Annotated in this window: 18 protein-coding genes; all 18 read right to left on the bottom strand. The window is 38.1% G+C overall.

All coding sequences use genetic code 11. From position 1 onward, the window contains the following. Positions 1-16: 16 nt before the first annotated feature. Positions 17-3,298, bottom strand: a complete 3,282-nt coding sequence (mfd, locus tag ACAN52_RS13010; RefSeq protein ID WP_378955311.1) for a transcription-repair coupling factor — start codon at positions 3,296-3,298, stop codon at positions 17-19. 216 nt (positions 3,299-3,514) lie between these two features. After that, positions 3,515-3,754, bottom strand: coding sequence for an anti-sigma-F factor Fin (locus ACAN52_RS13005; protein ID WP_378955310.1), 240 nt, complete (start codon positions 3,752-3,754; stop codon positions 3,515-3,517). A gap of 74 nt (positions 3,755-3,828) precedes the next feature. Continuing rightward, complete coding sequence (locus tag ACAN52_RS13000; protein ID WP_378955309.1) at positions 3,829-4,215, bottom strand: hypothetical protein; 387 nt, start codon at positions 4,213-4,215, stop codon at positions 3,829-3,831. Positions 4,216-4,348: 133 nt separating this feature from the next. Next, positions 4,349-5,251: a peptidoglycan DD-metalloendopeptidase family protein gene (locus ACAN52_RS12995; RefSeq protein WP_378955308.1), complete on the bottom strand. Its 903-nt coding sequence runs from the start codon at positions 5,249-5,251 to the stop codon at positions 4,349-4,351. A 123-nt stretch (positions 5,252-5,374) separates the two neighbouring features. Beyond that, complete coding sequence (gene fsa / locus ACAN52_RS12990; RefSeq protein WP_378955307.1) at positions 5,375-6,019, bottom strand: fructose-6-phosphate aldolase; 645 nt, start codon at positions 6,017-6,019, stop codon at positions 5,375-5,377. A 167-nt stretch (positions 6,020-6,186) separates the two neighbouring features. Then, positions 6,187-6,828: a hypothetical protein gene (locus ACAN52_RS12985; RefSeq protein ID WP_378955306.1), complete on the bottom strand. Its 642-nt coding sequence runs from the start codon at positions 6,826-6,828 to the stop codon at positions 6,187-6,189. Positions 6,829-7,043: 215 nt separating this feature from the next. Beyond that, positions 7,044-7,430 carry a response regulator gene (locus tag ACAN52_RS12980; RefSeq protein ID WP_378955305.1) on the bottom strand — a complete coding sequence of 129 codons (387 nt, stop codon included), beginning with the start codon at positions 7,428-7,430 and terminating at the stop codon, positions 7,044-7,046. Positions 7,431-7,524: 94 nt separating this feature from the next. Next, positions 7,525-9,879, bottom strand: a complete 2,355-nt coding sequence (locus ACAN52_RS12975; RefSeq protein WP_378955304.1) for a hypothetical protein — start codon at positions 9,877-9,879, stop codon at positions 7,525-7,527. Between the two features lie 127 nt (positions 9,880-10,006). Then, positions 10,007-10,582 carry a Yip1 family protein gene (locus ACAN52_RS12970; RefSeq protein ID WP_378955303.1) on the bottom strand — a complete coding sequence of 192 codons (576 nt, stop codon included), beginning with the start codon at positions 10,580-10,582 and terminating at the stop codon, positions 10,007-10,009. Further along, entirely contained in the window at positions 10,583-11,521 is a 939-nt protein-coding gene (gene sppA / locus ACAN52_RS12965) for a signal peptide peptidase SppA (RefSeq protein WP_378955301.1), read from the bottom strand. 61 nt (positions 11,522-11,582) lie between these two features. Next, the gene (locus tag ACAN52_RS12960) at positions 11,583-13,190 is read right to left on the bottom strand and encodes a CTP synthase (protein WP_378955300.1); all 1,608 of its coding nucleotides are present in this window, start codon (positions 13,188-13,190) and stop codon (positions 11,583-11,585) included. 177 nt (positions 13,191-13,367) lie between these two features. After that, complete coding sequence (gene rpoE / locus ACAN52_RS12955; RefSeq protein ID WP_378955298.1) at positions 13,368-13,736, bottom strand: DNA-directed RNA polymerase subunit delta; 369 nt, start codon at positions 13,734-13,736, stop codon at positions 13,368-13,370. 111 nt (positions 13,737-13,847) lie between these two features. Further along, complete coding sequence (gene argS, locus ACAN52_RS12950) at positions 13,848-15,512, bottom strand: arginine--tRNA ligase (protein ID WP_378955297.1); 1,665 nt, start codon at positions 15,510-15,512, stop codon at positions 13,848-13,850. Next, positions 15,502-15,936, bottom strand: a complete 435-nt coding sequence (locus tag ACAN52_RS12945) for a DUF1934 domain-containing protein (protein ID WP_378955296.1) — start codon at positions 15,934-15,936, stop codon at positions 15,502-15,504. The genes argS and ACAN52_RS12945 overlap by 11 nt, the downstream gene beginning before the upstream one ends. A gap of 181 nt (positions 15,937-16,117) precedes the next feature. Next, a complete protein-coding gene (locus tag ACAN52_RS12940; RefSeq protein WP_378955295.1) occupies positions 16,118-16,987 on the bottom strand; it encodes a methyl-accepting chemotaxis protein in 870 nt (289 codons plus the stop codon). Positions 16,988-17,243: 256 nt separating this feature from the next. Further along, positions 17,244-18,275, bottom strand: a complete 1,032-nt coding sequence (locus tag ACAN52_RS12935; RefSeq protein ID WP_378955294.1) for a SpoIID/LytB domain-containing protein — start codon at positions 18,273-18,275, stop codon at positions 17,244-17,246. Between the two features lie 225 nt (positions 18,276-18,500). Continuing rightward, the gene (gene larA, locus ACAN52_RS12930; protein WP_378955293.1) at positions 18,501-19,766 is read right to left on the bottom strand and encodes a nickel-dependent lactate racemase; all 1,266 of its coding nucleotides are present in this window, start codon (positions 19,764-19,766) and stop codon (positions 18,501-18,503) included. Positions 19,767-20,002: 236 nt separating this feature from the next. After that, the gene (locus ACAN52_RS12925; protein WP_378955366.1) at positions 20,003-20,893 is read right to left on the bottom strand and encodes a DUF2156 domain-containing protein; all 891 of its coding nucleotides are present in this window, start codon (positions 20,891-20,893) and stop codon (positions 20,003-20,005) included. Between the last annotated feature and the right edge of the window lie 139 nt (positions 20,894-21,032).

Here is a 21,032-nt window from a genome sequence, read left to right as displayed (position 1 = left end):
GGAATGATCTAAAAAATTATATTGTTTTTGTAGGTGTTAAGGTAGCCACTACTTTAACTAGCCAGGCCAATAATAAATGAGTTTGGATTTGCACCGTCTTTAATCGAATACCTTCTGGATAAATAGTCACTCTCGCTGGAAATTTTTCTTTAAGTGACATGATCTGCTCTGGTTCCACATGAGGACAATCAATAAACATGATTTCTACATAATCAGAATGTTGGATAATTGAACGAATACCAACGCTCCTTGCCAGATTTTTAATTCTCATAAATTCTAGTAGATTTAAAACGCATTGAGGTGGTTCACCAAATCGATCAATCAACTCATCTAGTAATTCTGTAATATGCTGCTCCGTTCTACTCGCAGCAATACGTTGGTATATTTCAATTTTATGCATTGCATCGCTAATATAGTCGCCACTAATGTAAGCATCTATATTAAACTCTAATACAGGTTCAACTACAGTTTCTACTTTTTGTCCTGTTTTCAACTGTTGTACCGCTTCCTCAAGCAAATTACAATACATTTCAAAACCAACACTAACAATATTTCCATGCTGCTGTGCCCCTAAAAGATTACCTGCACCACGAATTTCTAGGTCACGCATGGCAATTTTAAAACCCGCCCCAAGTTCAGCAAACTCTTTAATGGCTTGCAAACGTTTCTCTGCTACTTCAGTCAGCACTTTATCCTGCCGATAGGTAAAATAAGCAAAGGCCATCCGATGTGAACGTCCTACCCGTCCTCGCATCTGATATAGCTGAGACAAACCAAAGCGATCTGCATCATATACGATAATTGTGTTTGCATTTGATACATCAAGACCATTTTCAATAATACTCGTACATAGCAGTACATCATCAGTACCTTCATAAAAATCCAGCATGGCACGTTCTAATTGTTCTTCTGCCATTTGACCATGAGCGATCCTTATTTTTGCATCAGGTAACATTTCCGATAAGCGTAAGTACATTTTATCAATCGTTTGCACCCGATTATAAACAAAATATACTTGCCCGCCTCGTTTTAGCTCACGTTTAATAGCATCACGAATGATTTCTTCATCATATTCAACAACATAACTTTGTACAGGAAAACGCTCTTCAGGAGGAGTTTCAATAATACTCATATCACGAGCACCGACTAGAGACATGTGTAGTGTACGTGGAATAGGTGTAGCACTGAGGGTCAATATATCAATGTTGGCACACCATCGTTTTAATTTTTCTTTTTGTTTGACACCAAAACGTTGCTCTTCATCCACGACAAGAAGTCCAATGTCTTTAAATATTACATCAGACTGTAAAATACGATGAGTGCCAATGAGCACATCGACTTTACCACTCCCTACAGCTTCAATGGTAGCCCGTTGTTCCTTCGCACTTCGGAAACGACTCATTACATCAACAACTAATCCTGAATCAGCAAATCGTGTGATAAACGTCTGGTAATGTTGCTGGGCTAACACTGTTGTAGGCACTAATACAGCAACTTGTTTACCGTTCATGACAGCCTTGAAAGCAGCACGAATCGCTACTTCAGTTTTACCAAACCCTACATCGCCACAGAGCAGACGATCCATCGGACGCAATTTTTCCATATCGGCTTTAATTTCTGCAATCGCAACAAGTTGATCTGCCGTTTCTTCAAAAGGAAAAGCATCTTCAAATTCTTTTTGCCATGGCGAATCAGCATCAAAAGCAAAACCTGAGGCAATTTGCCGTTGTGCATAAATTTCAAGTAATTCTTTTGCCATATCGGCCACTGCTTTTTCAGCTTTGCCTCTCGCTTTTACCCATTCACTGCCCCCCATTTTGCTAAGACGAGGCGCATCACCTTCTGGTCCAATATATTTTTGCAACAATTGAACTTGATCAGTTGGTACATATAATTTATCTTCCCCTGCATAACGAATGTGCAAATAATCTTTGTGAACCTGACCAACAACAAGAGTTTCTACACCTACATATTTGCCAATACCATGGTTAACATGTACAACATAATCACCTATTTTAATATCACGAAAATAAGTAATTTGTTGACCTTTAGCTACCCGCGGACGATGTTTTTTCTTTTGACGACCCAGAATATCTTTTTCCGTACATACAACAAAATGAGCTTGAGGCAGCTCAAAACCTGATGACAATGTACCAACTGTCACTAAAGTCGTACCAGCAACTAAGGTATGTATTTCTGGGGCAAAAACAGAATGAATACCTTCTTCCGCTAAACTTTGTTGCATTGATACAGCTTTTTCCCGGTTGGACATAAAAATAATGGTGGTAAAATTGTGTTCTTGCCAATTTTTCAATTCCGTAAATACCATATCCATTTGTCCATGAAAAGGTGCGACCCCTTTAGCAGTAATACTAATGACCTCTTCAGGTTCAGTATGAGGAATTTTCTGCAACAATAAGGAAAAGTAGAGTACATTATATTGCTTACCAGCTGTCACCAAATCCGGCCAGTTAAATATATTTTTCTTTATTTCTGGATTTTCTTTAACTAGTTTGCCAATTTGTTCTCTAATACGTGTCGCTTCATCAAATACAATCGTTGCTGTATCCGGTAGATAAGACAAAAATACGGCGTGTTTTCCCGTATATGTCACTTCAGATAACGGCAATATATCCACTTGATTCACATTGTTAATCGAACGTTGCGTCATCGTATCAAATTCGCGTAGGGAATCTACTTCATCACCAAATAGTTCCAAACGAATTGCTACCTTATTATTAATGGGAAAAATATCAACAATTCCACCCCGAGCACTAAATTGACCAATGGACTCAACCTGATCAACACGCTCATAACCAAAATTAACCAAAGACTCAATTAATTGTTCACGTATAATTTCAGCACCACTGCTAATCGTGATTCGGCTATTTTCAAAATCTGCTTTGGATAAAACCCGTTGCATAGCGGCTTCTGCAGTAGCTAAAACAATAATTTTTTCTCCGCGTGCCATACGTCCGAGTATATCCATACGCCGTGCTGCTAATTCTACCCCTTTAGCGGCAACTGTAAACGTAATCATATCGAGTACTGGCAACTCAAGTACGACTGCCTCAGGAATTAGTGTCGCCAAATCTAAGCGCAAATATTCTACTGATTCATAATTCCCTGTAATAATTACCATTGATCTCGGATTGGATTGATATGCCGTTGCAATTAATGCACTTTTTTGTATACCTGTTATTCCATAAATTTGACTCTGCCCACCCGTAAGACTGTAGGCCGCAATGGCACGTTTAAACCCTTGATCGGTTTGCATAACTTCAAATACCTTGTTCATAGACACCTCATCCCATATAAAAAACGTTAAAGCGCTTTTTCATAGCGTATATAACCCAAACTTGAAAAGTAACGACACACAAAGAAGTTAAACCTTATATCTCATAGTTTTTCTTATGCTAATAGACTATAAACTATGCTCGTAACAACAGCTAAAAGGGGCTTTAGCAATTGCTAAAGCCCTGATATATTTTTAAAATCATCTGAGACAGTATTTTTAATGTAATAATTTTGTTTCTGGTTCCTTCTCATCGACATTAACCAATCCTAATGACTCTATACACTCATCACATAATGAATGAACATACATGACATTAGCCACTGAATCAATTTTTATTATATCTTGGCGTTCTTCTGCCGTCAAGCAATCAAAGCCAAACTTCACTTCATCGACTTGATCCACTTCAATCATATCAATTACCTGACCACAATGTTCACAGTTATAATATATTTTCATGAGTACTTCGTACCTCCTTAACATGATTCAATTCAACAAACGAAAATATCGCCTACCTTATTGATAACTATAAATTAAGCCGAGAGGCGAATAACGGTCACATTCCAAATTAAGTGTACACATACTGCGATAAATATTCCCCCTAAAATACTACCACTTAAGTAAAAAACACCGACTGTTAATCCTCCAAATAATCCATGGCCAACTATACTGGATAAGGCGGCTAAACCCCTTCGTTCTCGGCTGCTATTTTTGAACCAATCATAAGCAGCTTCCAAAATTCCAAATATAATATGAGTAACCAAAATATCAGCACCTAAATAATATGAGCAAAGAGTTTTTGCCAATTCTTCAAAAATGGGACCATAACTAACAATCACTCGATTTCCAATATATTGTAATAACAATTTATTTAATAAAAAACTGAGGCTAGCCATTAGGCAACCAATTACATAAGCCATAATAAATCCTTTACATCATAGGGTCATAAACTTATTATTACCAAGATCAATCGGCGTTATACGATGATCATCCTTTATTGCTGAATATGCACAAAAACAGACTTGAGATTATTCCTCAAGCCTGTTTTTCTCACTACGGCAATACATTGTAGGGATTGATCGGTGTTCCATTTTTCCATACTTCAAAATGAAGATGTGGACCTGTTGAATTCCCAGTGCTGCCCATATAAGCAATCACTTGACCTTCTTTGACATATTGTCCGTTTTGTACAATATACTCGCTAAGATGACCATATAGCGTTGTGTATCCCTGATCATGTTCAACGATTACAGTATATCCATAACCACTATACCAACCAGCATGTATGACACGCCCAGATCTCGCTGTTTTAATCGGCGTTCCAATGTCATTTGCAAGATCAATACCGCTATGCAATCTACCCCATCGATAGCCAAAACCAGAACTTAACTCTCCTGTTGTCGGATAAATAAAGCGTTGGTTCCCCCCTCTTGATACACTAGGCTCAGCACGTGCTAATTGACGATCATTTTGCTGAATTTTTTTGCCACCTGGGATAAATATTTTTTCACCAATCGAAAGATCCGTACTTACTTTAGCATTCGCTTTTGTGATGGTAGCTACATCAATACCATAGACATGGGCAATTCGCCACAACGTATCTCCCATATCAACAGTATATAATACACCTTTACTTGGCAAAATTATTAATTGATCACCTTGATGAATTTCTGAATTGAGGTTCTCATTAGCACTCTGCAAAGTATCTACATCAATTCCATACTTTTCAGCAATTGCACTGAGGGTCTCGCCATCTTGTACACTATGCATCTTCATTTTAGCAGGTTCAGCTATCGATTCTAAAGGAACTGGCTCAACCTGCTGAGCTACCTCATTTTGTTTTTCTAACGTGTTTCTAGGTATAGCCCAGAGACCAATAACTAGTAAAATCAAGGCTATTGACAGAATCAATCTCCCTAATAATTTAGGTTGACACTCTATCGTGATAAACTTCACTACATCGCCTCCACCTTATTAACTGAGAATTATTCAACAAAAAAAGAACCCAGGAGTAATATATAGTATACTCCTGGGTTCTTTTTTTATGCAAAAATTTATAAAATCACTTTCAGAAAGGATCTATACGTTAGCATTTTTCCAGTCTTCTAAAAATCTCTTAATACCTGAATCCGTAAGAGGATGCATCAATAGACTCAAGATGACTTTATAAGGCACGGTCGCAATATGAGCTCCGGCTAAAGCCGACTGAGTAACATGTATTGGATGACGAACGCTCGCAGCAATAATTTCCGTATCAATCTCATGAATTGCAAAAATATCCGCAATGGTTTTCACAAGTTCAATACCATCTTGACTAATATCATCAAGTCGTCCCACAAAAGGGCTAACATAAGAAGCACCAGCGCGTGCTGCCATTAGGGCTTGATTTGCTGAAAAAATCAAAGTAACATTGGTTTTAATGCCTCTGCTTTTCAAAGCACTGACTGTTTTGAGACCTTCAACATTGCATGGGACTTTAATCACTATATTGTCAGCAATGGCTGCTAGTTCCAATGCTTCGGGCAACATTTCTTCAAAAACAGTACTCACGACCTCAGCACTAACAGGACCATCTACCAACTCAGCAATTTCCTTAATCACTTCTTTAATATTTCTCTTTTCCCTTGCGATGAGTGAGGGATTGGTTGTCACGCCAGCGACTACTCCTAGAGCTATACCATCTTTTATTTCGCTGAAGTTTGCTGTATCAAGAAAAAATTTCATATAAGACACCCCTTTTATCTTCCCAATCTATTTTTCTGATGACTAAGTCCCTGGATAAGGACAACTATGGTTCATACGGAGTCAAAACTCCACCTGAATCATGCCGTTTTTATATTGAAACAGCTAAATTGTTACATCACTAACAACTTAGATCTAATTCAATCTAATTAATGTTTGTGACGTGAGCGCCGAGGGGATATGATTTCCAGATCTTCAAGCCCTTCAACGTATGTTAAATCTTCTTCTGTTTGCGCTGGTATAAGCAATTGACCACCACATTGAGCACATTCTAGCTCAATTCCACCTGGCAACACCTCAGCTCCAATCGCACTACTACCACAACGACAGTGTAATACACCTTTTTCTGCCATATCATGTATTTTATTTAAAGTCTCTAACATCACTTGAGGATTTTCAATTTCATCATCATATTCATCAAGTTCCATATCAGAGGCTAATTTTTCGAATTCTACTTTATATTTGTTAATCGTTTCTGCAATGACTTGCCTAGCCCCTACAAACCCTAATTCAAAGTTTTCCTGCACACAATAGATCTTGTCCATTTCGGCACGCCATAAGCGTTTGCTATCAAGGCAAATTACATGATTTGTTTGGCATAACACACAAGGGATGTCAAGCAAACACTGACGATCGCCACTGCTTGTAATCGTAGCTTGTATCTGGCCACAGCTGCATAGAAGTTTCCTGGAACCAGTATTTCTTAGATTAAATCGCGAAATAGTATGCATGTGTATCTTGCCACACCGCGAACAATATAACGCTAGTGTCGAAACAGTGTTAATAAACATATACATCCCTCCTTTCGTTATTCTGTTCGCCAAGCAAGAGAAAAGTTCCTGCTTACTAAGCAGTTTATAAGAAAAGACTTGGCTTCTGCCAAGTCCTCAGACACAGGCGAAATTCTTAGTCACCTTTACTTGAAATCCAAAAATATTTTACTTTTTGATGTTAAAACAACCACCTACTATAAGGATAAGTTCATTCATATGGTTTGAATCTTTCATTAATATTCGATGGCATTAGCGGAAATAACTTGACTAATCATCGTGCATAACTCAATAATATCAAAGGGTTTCGTCACATAGGCATATGCGCCAAGATCTTTTGCAATATTAACCAGTCCCAATTCACCGTATGCTGTCATCATAATGACTTTTTCTGCCTGATTTAAATGTTTAAGTTCTCGTAGTGTCTCTATTCCATCCATACCTGGCATTTTCATATCCATTAAAATTAAAGATGGATTCAGTTCTTTCGCTTTTTGCATTCCCTCATAGCCATTAGCTGCCGTGCATACATTGTAGCCTTCTTCAGTCAGAACTTCCATTAGCAATCTTCTGATTCCTGGTTGATCATCAACAACCAATATTGTAGATTTACTATTAGACATCCATATTCGCTCCTTATTTGCTTTATGCCCTATTTTAGTTAATTATTCGCACAATACCAGATTTATCCTCCTATTAGGCAGCAAATAAGCAATTTTATTTAAATAATTGAGAAATTCTCATTTTTATTCCATGTAAACGTGTCAGCATGCGAAAAGCAAATTCATTATGATAAATTTTCATAGTATAGACAGCTTCTTTATCATCAACGACAAAACGAATATCATTAAACGGTGTAGGTAGTCCCCACGTAGTATAAATAGGTTGTCCATTTTTAAGTATACTGATACGATAAGCACTTTCGCGTAGATACAAAGGGTATTTTATATTCACTATATGATTGTGCTGTTCATCAACTAAAATATCACGGCCTACTATACGTATAGCATATTCAGCAATTCCTCGTTCATCGGATAGACGTTTACCGTATATGGCTAATAATTGAGGAGTATAGTAATCTAAATAGGCCTCAACTAACTCACTTGCAGTCCCAAAATTCAGTACCCCTTGATCAACATACTTTTGTTTAACGTAAGCTAAATGCTCATCAATAGCCTGGAATTGCCCACCCTCGAGACTTTTCCAATCACCATCTCCCATAACAAACATGGCATGGGTAAAGCCGATCACAGCATGTATACCCGGTTTCACGACACGACTTCCCGCCGTAAAATACTCCATACCTTGATCAGTTTTTTGATTCATAACCATAGCACTCTGGTCGTTATAGGAAATGGATTGTCGTGGCGTGGGACGAAACTCAACAATGCCGACTTTACTAAGATCCTCAGCTGGTCCATTGATATCATCTGGTGCTGTAAAATAAATTTCATGACCGTAATCACCTGTTGTTACAGCACCTCCATTATTACCATCTGCATCACTTGATCCCCATAAGCCAACCTTTTTATACGCATTGGTACTCATGGCTTCATCAGCTTTGCCACTGCCAAAATCAAATGAACCAACTCTTGCTGTTAATAATTGTCCTTGGTCTGAATTTCTCGCCAATTGATCTAAAATTGATTGATAATCATAGAGCATACCTGTACGACTTGTATAATCGCTGAAATCCCCCTCAGTGAACACTGAATGCGCCCATCCATGTTTCAAATGATTAGCCCATATCCCATCCACTGCCTCATTGTAAGACAATACATTACCTGGTAAATAAGGATCATAATCTGAATGTAAATGGATACCATACTCATGGCCTCGACCAGCCTCTTGCACGACAGACTCTTGAATAGCTGATACAATCTTCGGCCATTGACCGGTCTTAGACTGTCCGCCAGCCCACTGGGCAGCTTTTACAGCGGGCCAAGCAATATAATGTGTCCATTTGGCTCCATATTTCTCAGCAATACCATTAAGAGCTTCAGATTTGCCCACCATTTGTCCTAAAAATTCTTGTGGTTCTAACCAACTATTACGATTACCCCAGGCTGTAGGATACCCAGCACCATCAATGGGTTCAAGATCCTCAGTCATGACATAAAAAATTTTTCCTGGGTTTGGATCACTGACAGAGACTTGTACCTGCTCTTGAACCTCTTGATCGTTAACACTGAATTTAATTGTCCATGGCTTATTTAAATTAACAGCATCAGGACGCTTGGCCTGCAATTGCCAACTTATATGATGCTTTTCTCCTGGATTGAGATGATCAATCGTCTGAAGAGATTGATCCATACTTACCAAGCCATATCCGTAAGGTTCAATCATTTTAACTGCAATATGATCCATAGGTTTGCTCGTCATATTCTGAGCATCGGCCTCAATTACGAATCGATCCCCCTGCCCAACACGCTGGTGAAGCGCAGTCGGTATCAGGCGCATTGCTTTATTGGGATCACTACCAATTATAAATTTAGTAATAAGTGCATGCTGCCCTTGACCAACTTCCACGCTTAAACGATATTTAACAGCACTACGTAATTGCTCTTGAGGCAAAGTTGCCAGCATCTCTGAAAAATTTTGTTTTTTCTCTATCCAATTTCCTTGAAAATTGGTTATATATCGAGTATCTTGCCACTTATTTAGCATTGAACTTTTTGGTAACTCACCAGTGAAAACAAAGCCTGTTTCACCAATGATCTTTCCTTGACGATCAAGAGCACTCAATTTGATTCGCCCTCGGCCTTGGGTTGATAAGAATTGCAATCTGAGCTCCGCAAAAGCAGCAATATCAGCTTCTTCTTCTATAAAATATTCCAGTTGCCCTTGATTGCCTGCTACCAATTCTAGCATAGAATTATTTTGATCTGTTGCTTTTACTACCCGATAAGAATTACCATCACCTTGTTCTATTAAATGTTCAGGTATACTCCATTGTTTTTCTTCATTAGCCGTAAGAACTGTCAATCCAGCAATTGGTACTGGTAGACGAGTTCCACAACCACTCAGCATTACGCCTAACAACAGTATGAATACTACAATTTTGTGTGCCATATTCTCCTACCCTTTCTAGCTAGAATACATGGATTCTAGCTTTTTGGTCTGCTCTGAATGAGATATCGGATATCTCATTCAGAGCAATTGTTTTTTATAATATTGAATTTAAGATATGCAGTTAAAATCACATTGACATATTAATCAGCCCACTGCCAATAAAGATAGCAATTACTGCACATAATACTCCAATCCCAATTATAGGGCTCATCAGTACAAGTACTGATTTAGCTGTCGATAATTGATGTACTTCTCTGATTGCCACCACATCTAGATAAAGTGACCAAAATACTAATACCAGTACCGAGATTGACAATAAAAATGTCTTCGTACTTGAAGGCATGACTGTTACCATCGCCCATAATGGTACCATAAAAATCCGAGGAATATGGGCAAATCCTAAGGTTACAAATAGTCCTACCGCTGTGCCACGACCACCAAAAAATTCAGCAGTTAACTGCCATATGGCAACACCCATAATCCATATCATGAGACTACCAATGACTTTAAACATGACTAGGACATGAAACATCATTGCTAGTCCAGTATCTTTAAGGCCAAAATACAATGCCCAGATTGGCACAAGTATACTACAGAAAAAAACACTGATCGCTTGCCCTACATTTTTGCTTTCAGCCATATTCCTCATTGCTACCCATGGCTGAAACAATACATCATAAAGATTGTCAAATAAGCTACCCATTTATTTCACCTGCCATTTATCTGGCGATAAATCCTGTGGCATACCACTATTCAATGCATTTTGGGCCTGCTTAAAGATGACTTGCTCTAACAAAGTACCAACTTGCCCATTCGCACCAAATAACATACTCCATGGAGAGTGTTTACCATACTCCTTGATTTCCGGTTTACCACTAATACCCGCCATTTCTGCTGTGCCATCAATGGCATCATACATATTGCCTAATTCATCGACCAACCCCAACTGCTTGGCTTGATTCCCTGTGTAAATTCGTCCATCAGCAAGCTTACGTACTTGTTCTATATCCATTTTACGTCCTTCAGCTACCACAGTGACAAATTGATTATAAATATCATCTACCATCACCTGAATGATTTCTCGCTCTTCACCAGTCATCATACGTTCCGGAGATAAAATGTCTTTATGAGGTCCACTTTTGATTTTTTCTTGATAAATACCTACTTTTTTATATAACTCTTCCCAATTCGCATAAGGTACATATACACCAATACTGCCTGTCATTGTCGTAGGATTTGCATATATTTTATCAGTACAAGCTGCTAACCAATAACCGCCTGAAGCCGCTACATCACCCATGGAAGTCACGACAATCTTACCTTTTGCTCGCAGTTTTTTGATTTCAAATCCAACTTCCTGAGAAGCTGCCGCACTACCACCGGGACTGTTAATTCTAAGAATAACAGCTTTAACCGACTCATCATCTCGTGCCTCATGTAATTGTTTAATAACTTGATCCGTACCACCTTGTTCAGATAATAAAGTACTCTGTCCATGCCCCCCCATAATGACACCTTCAACATAAATCACAGCAATTTTATTAGCTTGAATTGTTTTTTTACTAGTATTATGGACTGCCAGCCCTACTAACGAAAAAAGTACCACTAAACCAATGACAATAATCACAGATTTTTTATACATAACTACACTCCTTATGCAAAAAGCAACTGCGGTCAATTGTCCACAGTTGCTTAATTTTGTTTTATTTTTTATTGTTCAAAGCTGCTTTCACAAACTCTCTGAATAATGGATGTGGATTTGTTGGCCGGGATTTAAATTCCGGGTGGAATTGAGTTGCAACATACCAAGGATGGTTTTTAATCTCAATAATTTCCACTAGACTACCTTTTGGCAAAGTACCACCAATGACCAAACCAGCTGCAGTTAACTGCTCACGGTAGGCGTTATTAAACTCCCAACGATGACGATGACGTTCATAAATGATTTCATCTTGATAAGCTTGATAAGTTAACGTACCTTCTGGTACTTTACATGGGTACACACCAAGACGCATTGTACCGCCTTTATCTTCAACTGCTACTTGTTCTAGCATCAAATCAATCACTGGATGAGGCGTTTCCTCATTAAACTCTGTACTATGTGCCCCTGCTAGTTTACATACGTTTCGTGCAAACTCAATAACGGCACATTGCATACCTAAACACAAACCGAAAAACGGTACTTTGTTTTCACGGGCATATTGAATCGCTTTAATCTTACCTTCAACACCCCGATCACCAAAACCACCAGGAATTAAGATACCATCAACATCACCAAAACAATTACTGAGATCGACATCATCGGCTTCAATCTCTTCCGCATTAACCCATTTAATTTGAATGGCAGTATCATTAGCAATGCCGGCATGTTTAAGAGCTTCCGACACGCTCAAATAAGCATCAGGTAATGCTACATATTTACCAACAATAGCAATTGTTACATTTTTTGATGGATTAATAATTTTATCGAGCATTTTATTCCATTCTGTCATATCCGCTTCATTGGCAGTAAGGTTAAGTTTATTCAAAACGATACTGTCAAGGTTTTGTTCCTGCAGCAGTAAAGGTACTTCATAAATACTCGCAACTGTTTTATTTTGAATGACTGCATTTGCATCAATATCACAGAAAAGAGCTAATTTATCACGCATTTCAGGGGAAATGTCATGTTCAGTACGACAAACAATAATATCTGGAGTAATACCAATGCCTCTTAATTCTTTTACGCTATGCTGAGTTGGCTTGGTTTTTAATTCGCCAGCTGCAGAAATATACGGCAAAAGTGTTACGTGAAGATAAAGTACGCCATCCCGACCTACTTCTTTTTTCACTTGGCGAATTGCTTCCAAGAACGGTAAACTTTCAATATCACCAACAGTGCCACCAATTTCAGTAATGACAACATCAGCATTTTCTTCTTTACCTACACGATAAACCCGCTCTTTGATCTCGTTGGTGATATGAGGAATGACTTGAACAGTACCACCTAAATAATCACCTTTACGTTCCTTATTAATCACTGACAGATACACTTTACCTGCGGTTATATTGGAACTTTTACTCAAATTTATATCGATAAATCGTTCATAATGCCCTAAGTCCAAATCAGTTTCTGCACCATCTTCAGTAACAAATACTTCCCCATGCTGGTATGGGCTCATGGTACCAGGATCAATATTTATGTATGGATCAAATTTTTGAATCGTCACTTTTAGTCCACGATTTTTTAATAAACGCCCCAATGAAGCAGCAGTGATCCCTTTACCAAGAGAAGATACAACTCCCCCGGTAACGAATATATATTTTGCCATAATTCTAGTTCCTCCTAAAATGCCTTTACCCGTATATTCCCTACAAAAATTAAAAATTTAATCATGTTAACATTGCCTGCTAAGGTCGCGACTTACACAAATCTTTTAACAAAGGTTTGGTGCGCTACTTCAGTACGCCAATTATTTTATACTCTACAATCGAACAGTGTCAAGTAATTATTCTCTTTCTCCAGGTTCAGCATTTGCTGCGACATACTCTTGTTGAATTTCTTCAAAAAGTTTTTGCCGCCGAACAGTCGAAGAGGTTTTTACACTTTCATCTTTTTCAACAGTCGAACGTCCACTGAGTTGTTGTGGCGACCATTCAACGAGCCCCCACATTCCTTTACCCATATGGACAAAACGACTATCCATGTTAATTTGCGTATGAACTTCGGATATCGCATGGGCTAAAGAGTGGATTCTTCGCCCTTTAAGTTCCAATACTTCAGTAATTAAATCTCTAAAATACATGGATTTACCCGTTTTTTGTAAAATTTTATACGCTAGTTCCACTTCTGAAACTTGCTTCATCATTTCTGTCATATACATTAAATCCTTCCACACTCAAAATTTAATAACTCCACTTTTTCTGGTAACATTCACCATGCACAGAAAAATTCCTTTTTTTATTTAAGGAGATTTTTAAGATTTACCTTACATTTTTTCTGGTGCACTAATTCCTAAAATACCAAGAGCATGAGCAATCGTTGTCTGCACAGCTTTCACTAAAGCCATACGTCCTATTTGCAGATCTTTATCAACACCATTAATGCGACATTGATTATAGAAGGTATGAAACTGACCAGCTAAATCATGTACATAACGGGCAATACGATGAGGTGCTCGTTCTTTTGCCGCATCAGCAATCTCTTCTTGGTATTCTCCTAATTTCTTAATTAAAGCGATTTCATACTCACTTGTCAATAAACTCAATTTAGTATTGTCAATATCACTAAGAGTAATACCTGCTTCTGCAAGTTGACGGAAAATACTTGAAATCCGTGCATAAGCATATTGGATATAGTACACGGGATTCTCATTTGATCTTGATTTAGCCAAATCAAGATCAAAATCTAATTGACTGTCAAGGGAACGCATAATAAAGAAGAATCGAGCAGCATCTGTACCCACTTCTTCAATTAGCTCACTTAATGTCACACTTTGACCTGTACGTTTAGACATTTTAACTAATTGTCCATCTCGATATAAACTGACCATTTGTACAATGAGAACTTCCAGTTGCTCAGGACGATAGCCAAGGGAAGCAATCGCTGCTCTAACTCGGCAAATATAGCCATGATGATCAGCACCCCAAATATTAATAAGCTTATTAAAACCACGCTCTAGTTTATTACGATGATAAGCAATATCTGCAGCTAAGTAAGTAGGAATACCATTATCGCGAATCACTACACGATCTTTGTCATCACCATAAGCTGTCGATTTGAGCCATAGAGCACCATCTTGCTCATAGATAAATCCATTATCTTGTAAGACCTTACAAGTCTCGCTGAGCGCATTACTCTGATGCAATGTACATTCACTAAACCATACATCAAAGTGTACATTAAAGGCGGCTAAGTCAGTTTTTAATGCCAATAATTTTTCATTAAGAGCAATGGCTTTAAAAAATGCTAATCGCTCCACTAGTGAAAGATGTAGATGTTTATCTCCATCTTGATCAATGATACTCTGAGCCGTCTGAACAATATCCTGTCCATGGTAACCATTTTCAGGAAATTCCACAGTCTGCCCCAAGAGTTCTTCATAACGAGCATTAACGGATGCTGCTAAATTATCAATCTGATTGCCTGCATCATTAATATAGAATTCGCTCGCTACATCATAACCTGCGGCCTTCAATAAATTAACCAAAGCACTGCCAACAGCAGCTCCACGACCATGACCTACATGTAATGGTCCTGTAGGATTCGCGCTCACAAACTCTACCTGCACACGTTCTCCAGCCCCTGAAAGACTATTACCATAGTGCTTGCCTTGTGCTAAAATATCAGCTAGCATTGTATAGAGCCAATCTGATTTCAAATAAAAATTAATAAATCCAGGACCTGCAATCACCGTTTTATCCAGCCATGTTTCTTTTAATCTTGCAACAATAGCCTCGGCAATGACCCTTGGATTAGTTTTAGCGGCTTTGGCGGCCTGCATAGCAAAATTAGTAGCAAAATCCCCAAACTCCTTCTTGGGTGGTACTTCTAATACAATTTTCGGCAACTCATCAGCACTAAATATCCCATCAGCAATTGCTTGATGTGCGGCTTGATAAATGGCTTTTTGCAACAATTCTTTAATATCCACTTTTACTTTCCTCCCGTACACTGATCGACAAGGTATTGGTACTTTGCCATTGTCCATTTATTTCTAGCTCATAACGAATGTGTATGTTCCCTACTGACTTACTTAAAGCCTGCTCTATACTTTGAGTTAGTATACCCATTTCCATCGTAACATAAGGCGTCACATAGGAACTATGGCTTTTCTCACCCAAACGAAACTGTTGCTGGTACTTCACATTTCCCATCCTGACTAACACGACATGCTGTTCATACACTTTTAGCATGGTGCTCACACCTTCAAGCCCAGATACTTCAGTATCTTTATACACAATATACTGCACACCGTTTTTCTCATAATAGTGCCCTGCAGTAATAAGCTCGATGCGATTTTCTTCGCCCTGGGCATCACGTTGCGTGCCGACTATTGTCACTACAACATTAATCATACGATTATCTCCCTTGCCAACCTGAAATATATTATAGCCTATTCAGCAACGATTGTAACGCAAAATTCATAAAGAAAATTCAAAACAAAACACCCCCTCATAAGAGGGGGAATTGATTTAGGATTAGATATTTTCTACAAAATTCATTATAGGTCTATTACAAATAGTATGTCAAGGTTTATTACCCTTTATTTTTAAATGCAGCAACTAAATTCGCTGATGAAGCCTGAACACCTTCAACAACTTGAATAATATCCTGCATCGCTTTCGCTTGTTTGTTAGAAATGACAGCCGACTGATTAATACCATCAATCACTTTTTGAATCGATTGCTGAATCTCTTGTAAGATAACATTAATACTTTCAGTGGCATCTGCACTATTTTGCGCCAATTTTTGCATTTCCTGAGCTACGACTGCAAAACCTCGTCCATAGGTTCCAGCGCGAGCAGCTTCAATGGATGCATTAAGGCTCAGAAGTTTGGTTTGCGTTGCAATACTACGACTCATATCTAGAATTTTTCCAGTATCTTTCACTCTTCTCACGGAATCATGAGAGACATTCACTACACTTTCTGTATTCGCAGCCAATTCTTGAGAAGAAGCGGAGATGCCTTCAACAGCGATTGCGGCCTGACCAACCTGATCAGAGACAGCCTGGGCTACAGTTTGTACGATCTCAATTTGTTTTGCCTGTTTCAATCGAGTACTCAATAAAGCCACTACTACTTTAGCAATCGGACGAACATAATCAAGTTTACCTGCGATAGCAAAGGTGCCCACCCGCTCGCCATCAACTTCGATGGGATAATTCTGTCCTTCTTTGAGACTATTATTTTTGGCAACATCATCTCCTGTAACAACATATTCATTCAAATGTCCGCTAAGAATTTTTTGCGAACCTTCATGTTTTGTATTAAGACGTTTTCCTCCATCTGAATCTCCAACAATCATAGCTTCACGATTACAGACAATAACATGATAACCAGTGTTTTGATAAATAAATGTTGTTAATGTACTAGCCATATCCTGGGATATTGTACAATCAGCCATATTTGCCCTCCCCCCTACTCTTAGACCTTACGCCTGTTAAGACCTGTCTCAATCATCAAAATGTAATAATAAGCACTGTGAGTAATTCAATCTTTTTCAATAAATTCCTGCTATCACAGCATAGAAAAAATAGATCATCGTCTTTAAAAAGCCGTAGCACCCCAATTTCTTCTTAAAAAGAAACTGGGGTGCCTATTTGGATGAGGTGTCATAAGACTGCCTCTCCACTACTAGTATATGCACATTGTTGATTCTTTTATTCCCATAATTTTTTTATTTCTGCATCAACATAATAATGTTTGAGAATTTCTTCAGCTTTTATTCCCTGTTGGGCAAAAGTATAGGCACCCCATTGACATAATCCTACCCCATTCCCCCAACCTCGTCCTGAAAAAGTAAAATTTTTCCCATCATAACTCATTTCGGTAATTAAGGTGGATTTCAAACGCTCATAACCAATTTTTTTTCTAAAATCAGCACCATAGATTTTTTTATTGCCAGCACCAATATAAAGAATCCGACCCGATGGACCTTTTTCTAAGATGGTAATATCAGCAGGATTATTTGTATAGCCCACAGCAGCAGCTACTTCTGATCCTGGTATTTTAACTGTCCATGATTGTAAATTGGCTGGTGCATATTGAAAACAGTTATCGACCACGGGCTGAAAATAAGGAGTTGGTGTAACAATTTCTTTCGGAAAGCTTTCTTCTTTTGTGGCAGCAATCTGCCCATTACAGGAACTATAGATGGCATTTATTAAGCCGCCACCATAAAGTAATACCTGTCCTCTTGTGCGCCGTACAGCCTCTCGTACATTATCATTCACCAGCTCAGGTGCATAAGCCTGTAATTCTTCTTTTGATGTGCTCACATCCGCATGATGTAAATTTCGAATCGTACCAGCTTCAATGGCATGAATAGTCAGCGTCCTAGAAGCAATAGCCTGAGCAGCTAAAGCTTCAACAGGCCACTTAGGATCCATTTCTTTCGCAATCACGCCTTCTAAATATCGTTCCAATGCAATACTTTCGATATAACTTTTCTCTGATATCCACACCCTAATCACGGGCTCACTTTTATATTGACTCACATCCAAGGGCGCCACCCCAGGTATGGGCTGAATCGGTTCTGGAACTGGAACTGGAACTGGAACTTCTTCATTAGGAACTGGCATAGGTACATCGGGTGTGGGTTTTGGAGCAGGAGGTCCCAATAATGAATAGGCCCCTACCACAATGAGTATCACAAGAATCATAGGAATTAGAATATTAAATTTAGTTCCCATTTACTCCACCTCAGTTTTAGTATGTAATAATCTATATTCTTCTATACATAGATTGTCTTATACTAAAATTGAGTGTCTAGATTTTTTATATCATTCTTTATTCAACAAAAACAGTCGCTCTTAGCTTTCATCTTATAAAATGAAAGTTAAGAGCGACTTAATTCCTAGATAGGAAAATCAATCAGATTTAGATGAAGTACAAGCCTCATCTGAATCAAATCTTTTTTATTGTGCAACATAAGGAATAACGAGTGGACCTAGGGGTAAAATACCAATAGTAACATCAGGTCCATATTTATCCATTAGTTGTTTAAGAGTTTGTTCTATATTTTCCACATGATTGATCATACAATCTGCGACTGTCTGCTCATCAAGCAATGAGTACAAATAACAATCTGCCTGCAACTGAATCATGGCCAACTTTTGAGCTTCCCATTGATCAAACATGGAGAAGGCTGGATCATTAATCATATCAAGCAGTTCTTGAGGTGTACTGCGCATTTTTAAGATAGGACCAAAATTCCCATGACTAGGAAGCCCATCTACACATTCTGAGACACTAATAATACTGCCGCCTTCTTTGACAACTTGCGCTCCAGCACTCATGCCTTTGACAGTTTGATAAAGATTCTGATCTAAAGGATAGCCTGAATTCGTAGTAATTACAATATCAAAAGGTTTCTCAACAGCAAACATGGCATGTTCTTTGACAAAAGCACAACCAACGCGATGAGCCTCAATTACGTCACCAGCAAATACATTTGTAATTTCTTTTTCCCCATTCAATGTTACATTGAGCATAAACTCCGGCTTAGCCATCAAACAATTCTGAGTGGCAGCATCTTGCACACTATTGCCATCAATCACACCCCAAGTACTTTGAGGATTGCCAATCATCTCTGCATTATGAAAATCCTGAATGGTTTTAATACCCACAATACCTGGATTAATTCCTTTAGGACCTCCAGAAAAACCTGCAAAAAAGTGAGGTTCAATAAACCCAGTCACAATTCTAAAATCAGCTTCAACATACGTTTTATTTAAATAAACATTCGATCCATAGCTATTACAACCAACATGTACCAGTTCGTTGTCATCAAAAGCCTCATGATTGATCACTCGGATCGTATCAACAACCTCTTGACCGAGCATTTGAATTAGCTCTTCTTTCGTATTAGGTCGATGACTGCCTAAGCCATTGATGACGACAAAATTTTCTTTTGGAACATGTGATAATTCCTCAATCAACCAAGGAACCAGTTTTTCGCTAGGGGTTGGTCTTGTAATATCTGCAATTACAATCGCAACAGTATCTGTGCTTTTTACCATTTCTTTTAAGGGAGGAGTACCAATGGGTTTGCGTAGTGCTTCAAGCACTGCACTTTTTTCATCTGACAGACCAGGCAAATGCCTAGGTTCAATCACTACAGCCTTATCAGGAACCTGAATGCTTACATGATCCTTACCATATGCCAACTTTACTTGTTTCATATCATATAACCCCCTATCAATTTCACTATATGACTTCACCATAAATCCTACAATTCCTGCTTTTAATATCCTACAAATATCTCTTTTCTATACAAATTTCATTAGACATTCTTAAAAGCAATACCTTACTTAGGATACAGGAATATATAAGCACCCCTTAGACGGCTCATTGCTAACATATTATATTCTCTATGATAGCCAAAAGAGACTTGGCGCAGGCCAAGTCTCTTTTACTCTTATTTAATTGTTGCACTGTATTTTTCTATCATTTTCACAGGATGATATGACTCTTTAGCTTTTCGCAAACCCTCAATCCCCATATCCTCTTCCCGATTTATATATTCAATATGCTGCCAATTATGGGCGCAAAATTCTTGATTGATAACTCCATAAACACCTTTATATTCTAAACGGCCTTTCTCTACATGAATGACTGCTGTATCATCATTGCTGAGTTCACCAAAGGTAAAGCCGATCATCTTACCATCAATAAAGATAGCACCACCCTGGAATCCTAGAACAGTAAAGTTATTCATTGCTTCAACAATTGCATTTCGTTCACAATCAATGCTATCGCCCTTCACACAGCCACGTTCATTACACCATTCTGTCATAAATTCAATACACTGCTTAGTCATTTCAACAGTCATAGGTACATATTGATAGTTTTCATACGTTTTTCTAAAACTATTGACATGATTTTTCTTATTATGAAATTTTCGTCCTTTTAGCTCAATCAGTTCTTTAGATAAATATACATAATCATAATTATCTCGTTCTGCACTGTACTCAAAATAATTTGGCTTTATTTTCTCAAGCCATTCCATCATATATTTTTCCATTCCTTGTAACATAAAAGGAAAATTTTGTTCCTCAGCATGATCTAGCATTTTTTGAATGACGTCAGCTAAACCCTGTTCAGGACCAAAGGGAGGTAAAAAAAAGTGTTCTCCTTCCCAATAGGCTTTAACACACAAAAAGTCACCTTCTAGTGCCCACTGTATATGATAAACGGTGCGCCACATAAATAAATTCGTAAAATTATAATGAGCGTTTTCATACCGTCGTGCACGAAAAAACTGATCAAATAATGGTTTATCTTCTAACGTAAGATATTGGAACTTAATGGTAAAACCCCCTTAAACACAACTTTATTCTCCATTATACATGATTATAGGGAAAAATATAGTGCCAATCGACAAAAAGCTCTCAATCAATTAACAGGAATCCCCCCACTGCAAGACGAACTAAGAACTATATACTTCT

This window comes from Pelosinus sp. sgz500959, from assembly GCF_042610375.1.
Classification (GTDB): Bacteria; Bacillota; Negativicutes; order DSM-13327; family DSM-13327; genus CTSoil-075.
Note: the sequence above shows the minus strand (reverse complement) of the source record. Positions and strands in the feature narration are given on the sequence as shown.